This window comes from Demequina sp., assembly GCA_024707205.1.
Taxonomy (GTDB): Bacteria; Actinomycetota; Actinomycetes; order Actinomycetales; family Demequinaceae; genus Demequina.
The window spans coordinates 1513001-1526013 of the sequence record JANQAD010000001.1 but is presented as its reverse complement, the minus strand read 5'-3'; the positions used below and the strand labels follow the sequence as shown (position 1 = coordinate 1526013).

General features: G+C 67.8%; 16 protein-coding genes. 9 read left to right on the top strand and 7 right to left on the bottom strand.

What is annotated here, in order from left to right:
* Window positions 1–3: 3 nt before the first annotated feature.
* On the bottom strand, window positions 4–390 hold the full coding sequence (locus NVV57_07940) for a DUF3054 domain-containing protein (GenBank protein MCR6712621.1): 387 nt from the start codon (window positions 388–390) through the stop codon (window positions 4–6).
* A gap of 95 nt (window positions 391–485) precedes the next feature.
* On the opposite strand from NVV57_07940, the gene NVV57_07935 reads away from it, so the two are divergent.
* The 3 genes from NVV57_07935 to NVV57_07925 all read left to right on the top strand — a co-directional run bounded on the left by NVV57_07935 (window position 486) and on the right by NVV57_07925 (window position 3942).
* Window positions 486–2312 carry an ABC-F family ATP-binding cassette domain-containing protein gene (locus NVV57_07935; protein MCR6712620.1) on the top strand — a complete coding sequence of 609 codons (1827 nt, stop codon included), beginning with the start codon at window positions 486–488 and terminating at the stop codon, window positions 2310–2312.
* A 66-nt stretch (window positions 2313–2378) separates the two neighbouring features.
* Window positions 2379–2705 carry a helix-turn-helix domain-containing protein gene (locus NVV57_07930; protein ID MCR6712619.1) on the top strand — a complete coding sequence of 109 codons (327 nt, stop codon included), beginning with the start codon at window positions 2379–2381 and terminating at the stop codon, window positions 2703–2705.
* A complete protein-coding gene (locus NVV57_07925; GenBank protein MCR6712618.1) occupies window positions 2698–3942 on the top strand; it encodes a HipA domain-containing protein in 1245 nt (414 codons plus the stop codon). Before NVV57_07930 ends, NVV57_07925 begins: the two co-directional genes overlap by 8 nt.
* Here NVV57_07925 and NVV57_07920 read toward each other — a convergent pair.
* A complete protein-coding gene (locus NVV57_07920) occupies window positions 3939–4688 on the bottom strand; it encodes a hypothetical protein (GenBank protein MCR6712617.1) in 750 nt (249 codons plus the stop codon). The genes NVV57_07925 and NVV57_07920 overlap by 4 nt on opposite strands.
* Before the next feature lie 20 nt (window positions 4689–4708).
* Window positions 4709–5452, bottom strand: coding sequence for a GntR family transcriptional regulator (locus NVV57_07915; protein MCR6712616.1), 744 nt, complete (start codon window positions 5450–5452; stop codon window positions 4709–4711).
* A 218-nt stretch (window positions 5453–5670) separates the two neighbouring features.
* Between NVV57_07915 and NVV57_07910 the strand changes: the two genes are divergently transcribed.
* The 5 genes from NVV57_07910 to NVV57_07890 are packed head-to-tail and all read left to right on the top strand — an operon-like array spanning window position 5671 to window position 9540.
* The gene (locus NVV57_07910) at window positions 5671–6480 is read left to right on the top strand and encodes an ABC transporter ATP-binding protein (GenBank protein MCR6712615.1); all 810 of its coding nucleotides are present in this window, start codon (window positions 5671–5673) and stop codon (window positions 6478–6480) included.
* On the top strand, window positions 6390–6593 hold the full coding sequence (locus tag NVV57_07905; GenBank protein ID MCR6712614.1) for a TOBE domain-containing protein: 204 nt from the start codon (window positions 6390–6392) through the stop codon (window positions 6591–6593). The genes NVV57_07910 and NVV57_07905 overlap by 91 nt, the downstream gene beginning before the upstream one ends.
* A 35-nt stretch (window positions 6594–6628) precedes the next feature.
* On the top strand, window positions 6629–7804 hold the full coding sequence (locus NVV57_07900; protein MCR6712613.1) for an ABC transporter substrate-binding protein: 1176 nt from the start codon (window positions 6629–6631) through the stop codon (window positions 7802–7804).
* Window positions 7805–7806: 2 nt separating this feature from the next.
* The gene (locus tag NVV57_07895; GenBank protein MCR6712612.1) at window positions 7807–8730 is read left to right on the top strand and encodes an ABC transporter permease; all 924 of its coding nucleotides are present in this window, start codon (window positions 7807–7809) and stop codon (window positions 8728–8730) included.
* A 9-nt stretch (window positions 8731–8739) separates the two neighbouring features.
* Entirely contained in the window at window positions 8740–9540 is an 801-nt protein-coding gene (locus tag NVV57_07890) for an ABC transporter permease (GenBank protein ID MCR6712611.1), read from the top strand.
* Window positions 9541–9545: 5 nt separating this feature from the next.
* On the opposite strand, the gene NVV57_07885 is transcribed toward NVV57_07890, so the two are convergent.
* On the bottom strand, window positions 9546–10391 hold the full coding sequence (locus NVV57_07885) for a DUF4097 family beta strand repeat-containing protein (protein ID MCR6712610.1): 846 nt from the start codon (window positions 10389–10391) through the stop codon (window positions 9546–9548).
* A gap of 34 nt (window positions 10392–10425) precedes the next feature.
* Complete coding sequence (locus tag NVV57_07880; GenBank protein ID MCR6712609.1) at window positions 10426–10908, bottom strand: histidine kinase; 483 nt, start codon at window positions 10906–10908, stop codon at window positions 10426–10428.
* A 119-nt stretch (window positions 10909–11027) separates the two neighbouring features.
* On the opposite strand from NVV57_07880, the gene NVV57_07875 reads away from it, so the two are divergent.
* On the top strand, window positions 11028–12377 hold the full coding sequence (locus NVV57_07875; protein MCR6712608.1) for a sulfite exporter TauE/SafE family protein: 1350 nt from the start codon (window positions 11028–11030) through the stop codon (window positions 12375–12377).
* A 15-nt stretch (window positions 12378–12392) separates the two neighbouring features.
* On the opposite strand, the gene NVV57_07870 is transcribed toward NVV57_07875, so the two are convergent.
* Together NVV57_07870 and NVV57_07865 are read right to left on the bottom strand one after the other, a co-directional pair.
* The gene (locus NVV57_07870) at window positions 12393–12656 is read right to left on the bottom strand and encodes a type II toxin-antitoxin system RelE/ParE family toxin (GenBank protein ID MCR6712607.1); all 264 of its coding nucleotides are present in this window, start codon (window positions 12654–12656) and stop codon (window positions 12393–12395) included.
* Window positions 12653–12886, bottom strand: coding sequence for a TraY domain-containing protein (locus NVV57_07865; GenBank protein ID MCR6712606.1), 234 nt, complete (start codon window positions 12884–12886; stop codon window positions 12653–12655). Before NVV57_07865 ends, NVV57_07870 begins: the two co-directional genes overlap by 4 nt.
* Window positions 12887–13013: the final 127 nt, after the last annotated feature.

Below are 13013 nucleotides of genomic sequence, written 5' to 3'. Positions count from 1 at the left end.
CTGTTAGCCCTTGAGTCCGCGCCGCCGCGCGATCCAGCCGGAGACCACGCGCCAGCCGATCAGGAACAGCGCGAGGAACAGCCCCGCGACGATGACGAACGAGGGCTGGACGCCCTGGCCGGAGACCGCGCGCAGGACCATGCCAACTACCAGGGTTGACGCCCACACAATCACGCCCGTGCGGCGCCAGTCGCAGGGTCGCTTCCACGCGCGAGCGATGAGCCACCCCACGGCAGCGCCCGCGAGGAACGGCCACAGTGTGGTTGCGAGCCCAACGCCGTTGTCGCCGAGGATGCCCTCCTCGTGGCTCGCGCGGCCGATGCTCGCGAAGACCAGGATCGCGGCCACGTCCAGCCCCGCAGCTCCCACCGCGGCCTGCTTCAGCTTCATGCCGGAACGGTATCGCGCCTTCGCCCCTCGTGAGCGTCAGAAGGAGTCCAGGCCCCGGCACTGAGCAAGGGTCCTCCCCAACTACCCTTGACCCCGTGGCACACCTCCTTGGCGTCGAGTCGGTCCACGTGGACTTCGGCATGGGGACCGTGCTCGGATCGGTCACGCTGGGCCTCCAGGACGGCGACCGCGTCGGCATCGTGGGCGCCAACGGCGCCGGGAAGTCCACGCTGCTGAAGATCCTCGCGGGCCGCATGGCACCCCATGAGGGAAGGGTCACCTCCGCCCGCGGCACCCGTGTAGGCGTCCTCGACCAAAGCGACCACGTGGACACCGACCTCACCGTTCTCGAGGCGATCGTCGGCGACGCGGACACCCACGAGTGGGCGTCGGACCCGCGCATTCGCGACGTCATGTCCGGCCTCGTCCCAGACCTCCCGCCCGACGCTGTGGTCGGCTCCCTCTCCGGCGGCCAGCAGCGCAGGGTCGCGTTGGCACACGTGCTGGTTGGCGAGCACGACGTGCTGATCCTCGACGAGCCCACCAACCACCTCGACGTCGAGGGCGTGACCTGGCTCGCGGAGCACCTCAAGCAGCGCTGGCCCGCGTCCCGCTCCGGCCTGGCCGTCGTCACCCACGACCGCTGGTTCCTCGACGAGGTCACCACCGCGACGTGGGAGGTGCACGACGGCGAGGTGGACCAGTACGAGGGCGGATACGCCGCCTATGTGCTTCAGCGCGTGGAGCGCGAGCGGATCTCGAACGTCACCGAGCAGCGTCGGCAGAACCTCATGCGCAAGGAACTGGCCTGGCTTAGGCGCGGCGCCCCCGCGCGCACGTCCAAGCCCAAGTTCCGCATCGACGCGGCCAACGCGCTGATCGCGGACGTGCCGCCCGTGCGCGATCCCATCCAGCTGCAGCGCATGGCCACAGCCCGCCTGGGCAAGGACGTGGTGGAGCTGATCCGCGCGTCCGTGAGCTACGGAGACAAGCGGGTGCTGAACGAGATCGACTGGAGCCTGGGCCCCGGCCAGCGCGTGGGCCTGCTCGGAGAGAACGGCGCGGGAAAGTCCACACTGCTGCGGCTCATCACGGGCGAGCTCGAGCCCACCTCCGGCCGCGTCAAGCGCGGCCAGACCGTCCGCGTCGCCGCGCTCTCGCAGCAGCTCGCGGAACTCGAAGAGCACCGCGACGAGCGCGTATCAGCCCTCGTGAAGCGGTACTCGAGCGTCACCCTCGCCGACGGCAGCGAGCTCACCCCTGGCCAACTGTTGGAGCGCCTGGGTTTCTCGAGCGCCCAACTCAAGACCCCCGTCGGGCGGCTGAGCGGCGGCCAGCGGCGGCGCCTGCAAATACTGGTGGTGCTGCTGGGCGAGCCCAACGTGCTGGTCCTCGACGAGCCGACAAACGACCTCGACACGGACATGCTCGCCGCGCTCGAGGACCTGCTGGACGCGTGGCCGGGGACGCTCGTGGTGGTCAGCCACGACCGCTACCTGATGGAGCGCGTCACCGACGAGCAGTTTGCGGTCATCGACGGCGGGCTGCGCCATCTCCCCGGCGGAGTTGACGAGTATGTGGCGCTCTCGCGGGCCCGACGCCGGGGTTCCGGTGGCGTGGGCACGTTCGGTCCTGCATCTGTTGAGGTAGTTCCGGGGCGAAAAACCGCCGCGGAACACCCCGCATCTACCTCAACCGGGAGGCAGGCGGACCGGCGGGTGCTCACCAAGGAGCTGCAGGCCGTAGAGCGGCGCATGGCGCGCATTGCCTCGGAGGTGAGCAGGCTCCACGAGCAGATGGCGGCCCATGAGCAGAGCGACTACGCAGGAGTGGGCAAACTCGCAGATAGCCTGCGGGCACTCGAAGCCGAGAATGCGGAGCTCGAGGAGCGCTGGCTCGAGTTGAGTGAATCGCTCAATTGAACGCGTCGACCTGTCATCCATGGTTGACACAGACGTCAATGTCGGCGATAGTTGACACAAGGTGGAATGTCAACCGCAGCTGACAGGAGGCTCCCGGTGATCGCCCTCGATGCACAGGACCTCGGCGCGCAGATCCGCTCGGCACGCCGCGCGAAGGGTTGGTCGCAGCAGGAACTCGCCGATCGCGTGGGCACCTCAAGGCAGTGGGTCGTGTCCGTGGAGAAGGGTGCCCCAACCGCGCGGATCGACCTGGTACTTCAAGCGCTGAGGTGGACAGGCCTCGTCGTTGACGTCATCCCGGAGTCTCTGGGCAGCCCCTGGACCAGATCACGGGCAGCGGACAATGACGCTCGACGTCTACCTGGGCGGACACCGTGCCGGGGTCATGACTGACGACGTCGAAGGGCGCGTGCGGTTCGCCTACGACGCTGACTATCGTGCGCAACCACGACCGACGCCACTGTCACTGTCCATGCCGCTGAGGGACGAGGAGCACTTGGGCACTGCGCCCGCCAGGTGGATCGACAACCTGCTTCCCGACAATGACCGCCTCCGTGCCGCCCTGGCCGCGAAGTTCGGCGAACGCACCGATTCGGCGTACGTACTCCTCCATCACGTGGGCCTCGACCTTGCGGGGGCCGTGCAGTTTGCTCCTTCTGGTGAGTCGCTGGACCGCAGCAGTACTCGGATCCCCTGGAGTTCCGAGCGGATCGCAAGCGAAATAGACAGGCTCCGCGCGGACCCCGCGACCGCCGCCCCCGAACGCAGGCTCGGTCATTGGTCGCTTGCGGGCCAGTTCGGGAAATTCGCGCTGACGCGCGATGGCGACGCCTGGATCGAGCCGCGGGCTGACGCCCCCAGCACCCACATCTTCAAGGTAGGCATGCCGGGCCTTCCTGGCTCTGACATTGCGGAGTTCGTGACGATGCGCGCGGCGGCCGCGTTGGGCATTGCAGCGTCGCGTGTCGAGCTCGGGACGTTTGAGGGGCGAATGGCCGTCATCGTCGAGCGCTTCGACCGCATCGTGGCCGACGGAGCCGTGAGGCGAGTGCACCAAGAGGACTTCTGCCAGATGCTGGGGTATAGCCGATCGGTCAAGTACGAGTTCGACGGCGGGCCGTCGCTCAAGGTCGTGACCGACGCGATCCGACGCCACGTCACGCCCGCGGACAGGGAGCGATCACTGAACCAGCTCGCTCTACTGCAAGCCTTCAACATGCTCATCGCTGGCACCGATGGTCACGCCAAGAACCACTCGCTGCTTCTTCACGGTTCTGAGGCGCGGCTGGCACCGGCGTACGACGTAATCTCGGCGGGCCTGTTCGAGACACCTGAGACGGCGTTTGCCTCCGGGCGGATGGCGTTCAGGTTTGGCGGCTCGTACAATCTCCGACCGCTGGCGCCGAAGCGGGTGCTCTACGCATCCGGAAGCCTGGCCGTCGACGCGGACTGGTTTCGGGGACGGCTCGTCGAGATGGCCGAGGGTGTGGGAGACGCGCTACTGGCCGCGCTCGATCAGGCGCAGGCGACCACCGGCTCATCCTCGGAACTTGAAACCTTGCGTGGTCGAGCCGCAGTTGTTGGCGACAACTGCGAGACGCTCGCGCGCACGCTTCGCACACAACGTTAACCAACAACGAGAGCGAGCGAGCTCGCCCCACACGAGAGCACGTGGGCCCCTCCCGGCAGGACCGCGTCCACCGCCGAAGGCCGCGTCTCGCGCAACGGCGAGAGAGCGTCGGCCAACCCCTCGAGCCTGAGGATGTCGCCCGGCTCGTGGCGGGAGTCGGTCGCGGTCACAATGCGCGCGGAGGCGTTGACCACGGCCGCAGGCGCGGCGAGCCGGCGCAACACCGGCAGCAGCTGCTCCTCGAGCCTGCTCACGAGCGCGTCACACCCAACAACGCCAAGAAACGAGCCATCGACTACCACCGGCACCGTGAGCGTGACCGCGTAGTCCTGCGTGCACAGGTAGTCGACGTACGGCCCGGTGAGGTGCGGGTCGCCCGTGCCGAAAGGCACGCGCCACCACTCGAGAGCCGTGTAGTCGCGAAAGCCGTCGGCCGCCTCGTCGTCAACGGTCGCCAGTCGCTGAACCTCGGCCTCTGGAGAGCCGAGCCACCAGGCAAGATGCCACTTCGCGTCCGAGAGCAGCCCGGGCGCCGCGACAAAGCCGGAGCCGGTGATGAGCGGGCCGTCGGTCACCGCAGGGACAGCGAAAGCCTCGACGAGCGGATCCACGGCCGCCGCGGTGCGCAGGCGCTCCGTGGCAAGGTGTTCCACGAGCTCGAGCCGCCAGCCCTCCACCGCCGCGGCGAGCCCCTCGATGGTCGCGGCAACCTCCGCCGCCGCGAGCGTTGCACCGTTCAACCCCACGTCGTTCAACCTCACAGCGCTCATCCCAGCCTCAGCTTCTCGTCGATGAGCCACATCATCGCCTCCTCGATCAACCCAAGTATCGCGCCCCTGGCCGCGGCCGCGTCCACCGCGGCGATGGCCTCGATGGCCTCTTCGCGCGCGAGCGCGGAGCGGCGTCGGTACTCCTCGTCGCGCAGGCACAGCCACATAAGTGGGCCCGCCTCGGACTGCAGCCGCACCTCCTCGCGCACCAGCCGAGGGGACTGGCTGATAGCGGCAACTTCCAGTTGGAAGCGCAGCAAGGCCCGACGCGCGCCTCCTTCCGTACTGAGGTCGGCATCGCGGTGGATGGCTTGCAGGGTGTGGACGTCGTCGTCGCTCGCGCGTTGGGCGGCTAGCTCCGCCGCCGTGCCCGCGATCGCGGAGAGGTGGGTGGCGAGATCGCGCAGTGCGATCCGCGAGTGGCCCTGGAGCCGCTGCTCGAGCACGCGCCTAGCCGCGTCCTTGTCGTAGGTGACGAAACTGCCGCCCTCACGCCCGCGTCGGGTCTCTACCAGGGAGTTCACCCGGAGGACCTCGAGCGCCTCTCGAGCGGTGACGAGCGCCACGCCCATGGAGCGGGCGAGATCGGCCTCGCTCGGGAGCTTCTCACCGTCGTGCAGCAGGCCGCTGATGATCGCGTCGCTTAGCCGCCTGGCCACGAGCTCCGCGCGCCCCGTGGCGTCCAGCGGCGCGAAGACCACCGAGCGGTGCGCGTCGCGCTGACCGGTGGAGCGTGGCATGGCGGTCTCGATCCTGGGGCCGGGAGCGATATTTCACGAGACTGTAACACTCCCGACTCGATTAGATATGGTTCTATATGTTTCGATGACAACGACGTCACGAGGAGAACGATGAGCGAACAGCCGCCATTCGGCTGACCGGACTCACGAAGGAGTTCGGCACTGTCACCGCGGTCGACAACGTCGACCTGGAGATCGCCGAGGGCGAGTTCTTCTCCATGCTCGGACCCTCCGGCTCCGGCAAGACGACGGTGCTGCGCCTGATCGCCGGTTTCGCCCAGCCCACGTCGGGAACCGTGGAGCTCTTCGGCGAGGACGTGACCCACGCCGCGCCGTTCGACCGCGACGTCAACACGGTCTTCCAGGACTACGCGCTGTTCCCCCACATGAACGTGATCGACAACGTGGCCTACGGCCTGCGCGTGCGCGGCATGAAGAAGGCCGATCGCCACGAGCGCGCCATGCGGGCCCTCGCCTCCGTGCGCCTCGACCATCTGTCCACCCGCAAGCCCTCCGAACTCTCCGGGGGCCAGCGCCAGCGCGTAGCGCTGGCCCGTGCCACGGTGGTGCAGCCCAAGGTGCTGCTCCTCGACGAGCCGCTCGGCGCGCTAGACCTCAAGCTCCGCGAGCAGATGCAGGTGGAGCTCAAGCAGATCCAGCGCGACCTCGGCATCACCTTCATCTTCGTGACGCACGATCAGGAAGAGGCGCTGACCCTGAGCGACCGCATCGCGGTGTTCAACGACGGCCGCATCGAGCAGCTCGGCACCCCGTTCGAGCTCTACGAGCGCCCCAGTTCCCACTTCGTCGCCGACTTCGTCGGCACGTCCAACCTCTTTGGCGAGGAGCACGCCCGCACCCTCTTGGGCCGCGACGGCGAGTTCTCCGTTCGACCAGAGAAACTGACCCTTGGCGAGGAGCCGCCACAGCGTCGGGCATGCGCAGCGCCCAGGGAACGATCGTCGAATCCATCTACCTTGGCAGCGGCATCCGCCGTGTGGTGGATCTCGATGCAGGGCCGCGAGTGAGCGTGCTTGAGCACAACGACCGGTCACGGAAGGCGGACAAGGACCGGGGGGACCGGGTCCACGTGAGCTGGCACGACGACGATGTCGTGGCACTCATCCCACCTGGTACTTAAGGCAAACCAGACAACCCTTGGGAGAGGACAACACCATGCGAGACATCACACGCGGGCGGCGCGCAGCAGTCGCATCCGCCCTTGCCGCGGGGGCGCTCGTTGCGCTTACCGCCTGCGGCAGTTCGGGTGGCGACGAGCCAGCCGCAATGGCGACGGCCCTGGGCGACATGGAGGACTCGGTATCGATCCTCGCGTGGCCCGGATACGTCGAGGACGGCAGCAACGACCCCTCGGTGGACTGGGTGACCGGCTTCACCGACAAGACGGGGTGCAAGGTCGTGTCCAAGTCGTACGGCACCTCCGACGAGGCCGTGAGCCTCATGAAGACGGGCGACTACGACGTGGTCGCGGCCTCCGGCGACGCCACGCTGCGCCTCATCGCGGCGAAGGACGTGGCACCCGTCAACACGGACCTGATCCCCAGTTATGCGGGCGTCTTCGACTTCCTGAAGAACCAGGCGTGGAACTCGGTTGACGGCGTCAGTTACGGCGTGCCCCACGGATACGGCGCCAACCTGCTGCTGTACAACACGGATGTCGTGACCCCGGCGCCGACGTCGTGGAGCGTGGTCTTCGACGGCGCCTCCGCGTACAGCGGCAAGGTGACGGCGTATGACTCGCCGATCTACATCGCGGACGCGGCGCTGTATCTCATGAAGACGCAGCCCGACCTCGGCATCAAGAACCCCTACGCGCTCGACCAGGCGCAGTTCGACGCCTCGGTTGCGCTCCTCAAGGATCAGCGTGCTCACGTTGGCGAGTACTGGTCCGACTACCTCAAGGAGATCCAGGCGTTCGAGTCCGGCGACTCCGTGGTGGGGACCACGTGGCAGGTCATCCAGAACGTGCTGGCCGGCGAGGTCAGCAACACCGCGGCCGTGCTTCCGAGCGAGGGCGCAACAGGGTGGTCAGACACCTGGATGATCGCGTCCAAGGCCAAGAGCCCCAACTGCGCTTACGCGTGGCTCGACTGGATCGCCAGCCCGGAGGTCAACGCACAGGCGACCGCCTACTTCGGTGAGGCCCCGTCCAGCCAGGATGCCTGCAACTACCGCGACGACTGCGAGGCCTACCACGCAGGCGACGCGGACTACGCGGCACAGATCTGGTACTGGACCACGCCGATCGCGGACTGCGTCGACGGCCGCACCGATGTGAAGTGCATCGACTACGCCAAGTGGACAGAGGCCTGGTCGGAGATCAAGGGCTGACTTTGGCGGTAACCGACACCACGACTGCCGAGGCGGGGCACATCGCTCCGCCTCGGCAGTCGCCAGCCAGGAAGACGTCCGCCTTCCTGTCCACCCACCCGCGAACGCGGCTCACGCTGCTGCTCACCGCGCCGCTGTTCTGGCTCGTCGTCGTGTACGTGGTGGCGCTCGCGCTGCTGCTCGTCACCGCGTTCTGGCAGGTAGACACCTTCACCGGTGAGATCCAGCGCGAGTGGACGTTCGACAACATCATCACGGTCGTCACGGGTTCCCTGTATCAGACGGTGACCGTGCGCACCCTCGGCATCGCGATCGCCGTGACGTTCATCGACGTCATGATCGCGCTGCCGATCGCCTTCTTCATGGCCAAGGTCGCTTCGCCGCGGGCGCAGCGGCTGCTCGTCATCGCCGTGCTCATGCCCCTGTGGGCGTCGTACCTGGTCAAGGCCTACGCCTGGCGCTCCGTGCTGTCCTCAGACGGCATCCTCGAGTGGATCCTCAAGCCCTTTGGGCTGCACTCCCCCGGCTACGGCATCCCCGCGACCATCATCACGCTGTCCTACCTGTGGCTTCCGTACGTGATCCTGCCCATCTACGCGGGCCTGGAGCGCGTCCCCGATTCGCTGCTCGAGGCCTCCGCCGACCTCGGCGGCACGGCCTCGCGAACCATGCGCTCGGTGGTGCTTCCCCTCGCATTCCCCGCGATCGTCGCCGGCACGATCTTCGCGTTCGCGCTCTCTCTCGGCGACTACATCACCGTCAACATCGTCGGCGGCGCCAGCCAGATGCTCGGCAACCTCGTCTACACCAACGTCGGCGCGGCGAACAATCTGCCCCTCGCCGCCGCGATCGCCCTCATCCCCATCGTCATCATCTTCGGCTACCTCGCGCTCGTGAAGCGCACGGGCGCCCTGGACAACCTGTAGGGGCGTGACATGCGACTAGGCAAAGGCGCTCGCGTCACCCTCGCGGTGGTGACGGGATTCATCCTCGTTGGGCTCTATGTGCCGCTGTTCGTGGTGCTCGTGAACTCGTTCTCCACGTCCACTTCGCTCTCCTGGCCGCCGCCCGGCTTCACGCTCGAGTGGTGGGGGAAGGCGTTCCAAAGCGAGGGGGCGGCCGACGCTGTTGCGACTTCCGTTGTCATCGCACTTATCGCCACGGCCACGGCCACGGTGCTGGGCACGCTGCTTTCCTTCGCCCTGCAGCGCTTCGCGTTCTTCGGACGCCAGGCGATCTCGCTGCTGATCGTGCTGCCCATCGCGCTTCCCGGCATCATCACCGGCATCGCGCTCAACAACTTCTTCCGCACCATCCTTGGGGTGCCGCTGTCGCTGTGGACGGTGGTCATCGCGCACGCGACGTTCTGCATCGTCACCGTGTTCAACAACGTCATCGCGCGCCTGCGCCGCACGGGCGTGAACCTCGAGGATGCGTCCGCCGACCTCGGCGCCGGCGTGTGGACCACGTTCCGGCTGGTGACGTTCCCCCAGCTGCGTTCCGCGCTCATGGCCGGCGGGCTCTTGGCGTTCGCGCTCAGCTTCGACGAGATCATCGTCACGACCTTCACCGCCGGCTCCGGCGTGACCACTCTGCCGATCTTCATCCTCAACAACATGTTCCGGCCCAACCAGGCGCCGATCGTCGCGGTGATCGCGGTGGTGCTCGTCGTGGTCTCCATCATCCCCATATACCTGGCGCAGCGCCTCGCGGGATCGGAGCAGACGCACCGCTGACGAGGTTACGCAGCCCGGTGGATCGCGATGTGACCGAAGTTGGTTCGCGCGTGCACAGAGACCGACCCTTCGGTCGATGTAGGGGCGTCCTGGCTCGCGAGGTCATTGCGCACGTGGCCGTTCTTGGACAACAGATCCAGCCACGCTGGCACGCCTTCGCGGACGCCAACGGTGAGCGAGCCGAAGCCGCTCTCCAGCTCGATGGCACCCGAGCTGACCTCGCCGATCTCGATGGCGCCGTACGCCGTCTTTGCGGCGACGGAGGCGGCAGCAGAGGAGATCTCGAGGTCACCATAGGACATCTTCGCCTCGACCTCGCCGCCCACGTCCCCAATGGTGATGTTGCCGTGCGATGACTTGAGGTTGGCCGCGCCCGCGACGGACTTGACCCGGATGGAGCCGTGGTCGCACGAGGCATCGAGGTCGCCCGCGACGCGGCCGGCTGTCACCTGGCCGTGGGTGGCGTGCACCCACAGATCGCCGGTGTCGCCCACCCTGGCGCCTCCTATTGCGGCCTTGATGCGCGTGGCACCGAGCACGCCCGACGTTCCCACGGGTCCCACGCTGGCCTCGGCCGTGAGGCGCGAGCTGGTGGGCACCTCCACGGTGACCTCGATGGACTCGGTAGTGCCGAACACGGCGACCTTGGGCTTTGGGGCGACGATCGTGAGGCGCGAGCCGTCGAACTCGACGGTGGTCTCGCGAGCCGCGCGAACGTCCTGGTCGCGTCCCGGGTTGGCGGGCTTGACGGTGACTACAGCGTCGGGCCTGTCACTCGCAATGACGTCAACGCTCCCGCTGGGGACCTTGATGGCGACGTCGATGGGACCGGTGGTGGTGAAAGTGGGCATGGCGGTGCCTTTCTGAAGGTGTGGGGCGGACCGGCTAGCCGGCCCAGCCGGTGAAGCTGTCGCCCGTACGGGCGGTGCGCTTTGCGGCGCGTCGTGGCTTGCGCTGGAGGGCGTCCGCGATGGCGCGGACCATCCAGGTGTTGACGGACATGCCGTCGGCGGCCGCCGCGTCGTCCACCCTGATCTTGAGGGAGTCCGGCAGGCGGATGGTGGTGCGGGAGGTGCTGGCGTCGGTGAATTCGTTGGCCTCGCGTTCGTCGGCCTCCGCCTCGGCCGCGGCTGGCGTCACGACGAACTCCACGTCGCGGCCGCGCAACCGCACGTCGACGGATCCCGGCGCCAGGTCGCGGGTGATCTCGGCCGTGGCGGCCGAGAGGGCGTCGAGCAGCACTAGGCGCGCCGTCGCGTCGAGGCCGTAGACGAGTCTCTCCGCGATCTCGCGGGCGTCCTCGCCGCCCGCCTCTGCGGTGTCGACGAGTTGGCGCTGCAGGTCGCGAGCATAGGTTCCGAGTTCCATGGCTCCACTTTGACACCACTGTGGTGTCATGTCAAGTCGGAATGGTGTCTTTTTGGCACAGGCGTAGGACTAGACCTAGGTCCCGGGCGCGCCCAGCGGGGCCCGCATAGCCTGACCACGTGGAAGAGCGCACCGTGCGCATCGCGGGAATGACCTGCGCGGCGTGCGAGCAGACGGTCGCCGACGCGGCGCTGGCGGCAGGCGCCACCAAAGCCCGTGCCCACGCACGGCAGGGCACGCTTCTGATCTCCGGCGACGCACTGCCAACCGACGCCGCTCTCGCCCGCTCCCTTGCGGGAACGCCCTACTCCTTGGGTTCCCGCGTGTGGCTCACCAAGGAGCGCCGCGTGTGGCGGGACGTCGCGCTCGCCGGAATCGTTGTGGGCCTCGCGGCGATCGCGCTCGCCACCACCGGGGCGGGCGAGACGCTGCAGTCCGTGACGCGCAACGCCGGCTCGGGCTCGCTGCTCTTCATCGTCATGCTCGGCGTCACCGCGAGCGTGTCCACGTGCATGGCGCTTGTGGGCGGCCTCGTCATCTCCCTCGCCGCCTCGGCGCCGGCCGCCGCGCGCATGCGACCCCACCTCGCCTTCAACGCGGGGCGGATCGTGGGCTTCGCCGCGTTCGGGGCGCTCATCGGCGCGTTCGGCCGCGCGTTCGCGCCGAGCGGCCCAGCTCTCGCCGCGACCATGATCGTCGTCGCAGTGGTCATGGGCCTGCTCGGCCTTCGCCTCACCGGCCTGTCCCCTCGCCTCGCCGCCTGGCAGTTCTCGCTTCCGGCGTCCTGGGGTTCGTGGACGCGCCGCGTGCAGCGGCCCGACGTCGGTGTTGGGTCGGGCGCTGCGGTTGGGTTGGCACGCCCCGCGCTGTTGGGGGCGGCGACGTTCTTCCTGCCCTGCGGCTTCACGCAGGCGGTGCAGGTCATGGCGCTCACCACCGGATCCCCGCGCGCGAGCGCGCTCATCATGGGCGCCTTCGCGGTGGGAACAACCCCTGGCCTGCTCGCGGCCGCGACTGGCGCGCAGGCCGCCCGCACACCCAGAGCCGCCCCAGCCCTCCGGGCCATAGGGGTACTCGTCCTGGCCTTCGCGGTGACCACAGCGTCGGGCGCCCTGCATTCGCTGTTCCCCGGCCTCAGCGGCGAGCAGATCGTCGCCACCGCGCGCACCTCGAACGTGGTCGACGTGGACGGGGTTCAGCGCGCGACCGTGGAGATCGTCGGGAAGGGCTACTCGCCGAAGAGCACAGTGGTGTACGCGGGCGAACCCATCGAGTGGGTCGTGGATCCGTCGGTCGTCTCGTGCGCAAGTCTGATCGACGCCACCGAACTCGGGTTGCCGGACTTCGACGCGGTCAGCGGACCGGCGACCGTCGACGTCACTCTCAAACAGCCTGGTACCTACACCTATGGATGCCGGATGGGGATGTACTCGGGGACCATCACCGCGATCGAGCGACCAAGCAGTTAGCGAGTTTGTGTCGCGTCACCGACTGCGGTAGACGCTGCGGCGATGCTCGACGTCGACAACCAGCACAAGCAGCACGCCGTCCTCGATCGCCGCCAGGATTCGGTAGTCGCCCACGCGATAGCGCCAGAAGGGCTCCCCGACGAGAGCCCTGCCTTGGGCGCGCGGATTCTCGCGGTCGAGCCCCACCTTGAGGAATCGCTCGATGCGAAGGCGGGTCGCCTTGTCTAGTTTCGAGACTTGCTTGAGTGCCTTGAGGGTGATCTCGACCCGATAGGTCACGAGCCCAGACTTCCGAAGTCGATCTCATCGACGCTGATCGAAGCCTCGCCAGAGTCCCGAAACTCCTGGAGTGCGTCCTTGGCGAGGTAGTAGTCCTCCCGGTCGTTGAGGAATGACTCGATGGCCTCGACTGCGTAGAACGCCTTGGTGCGACCCGTGCGTGCCGCGAGCGCCTCGAGGCGCTCGTCGAGTGCCGCGTCGAGCCGCAGATTGAACTGCCTGGTAGCCATCGCAGCCTCCTTGCTATACAAGTATAGCGATGGGTTCGCGCCCTCGCTAGTGCGGCTGGTACGGGCTGACGACGATGTCCACCCTCTGGAACTCGTTGAGATCGCTGTAGCCCGTGGTCGCCATGGA

Excerpts from the sequence above, each read along its gene's own strand:
- NVV57_07940 (MCR6712621.1), bottom strand. The coding sequence starts at position 390 with ATGAAGCTGAAGCAGGCCGCGGTGGGAGCTGCGGGGCTGGACGTGGCC.
- NVV57_07930 (MCR6712619.1), top strand. The coding sequence starts at position 2,379 with ATGTCAACCGCAGCTGACAGGAGGCTCCCGGTGATCGCCCTCGATGCA.
- NVV57_07925 (MCR6712618.1), top strand. The coding sequence starts at position 2,698 with ATGACTGACGACGTCGAAGGGCGCGTGCGGTTCGCCTACGACGCTGAC.
- NVV57_07915 (MCR6712616.1), bottom strand. The coding sequence starts at position 5,452 with ATGCCACGCTCCACCGGTCAGCGCGACGCGCACCGCTCGGTGGTCTTC.
- NVV57_07910 (MCR6712615.1), top strand. The coding sequence starts at position 5,671 with ATGCTCGGACCCTCCGGCTCCGGCAAGACGACGGTGCTGCGCCTGATC.
- NVV57_07905 (MCR6712614.1), top strand. The coding sequence starts at position 6,390 with ATGCGCAGCGCCCAGGGAACGATCGTCGAATCCATCTACCTTGGCAGC.
- NVV57_07900 (MCR6712613.1), top strand. The coding sequence starts at position 6,629 with ATGCGAGACATCACACGCGGGCGGCGCGCAGCAGTCGCATCCGCCCTT.
- NVV57_07890 (MCR6712611.1), top strand. The coding sequence starts at position 8,740 with ATGCGACTAGGCAAAGGCGCTCGCGTCACCCTCGCGGTGGTGACGGGA.
- NVV57_07885 (MCR6712610.1), bottom strand. The coding sequence starts at position 10,391 with ATGCCCACTTTCACCACCACCGGTCCCATCGACGTCGCCATCAAGGTC.
- NVV57_07880 (MCR6712609.1), bottom strand. The coding sequence starts at position 10,908 with ATGGAACTCGGAACCTATGCTCGCGACCTGCAGCGCCAACTCGTCGAC.
- NVV57_07865 (MCR6712606.1), bottom strand. The coding sequence starts at position 12,886 with ATGGCTACCAGGCAGTTCAATCTGCGGCTCGACGCGGCACTCGACGAG.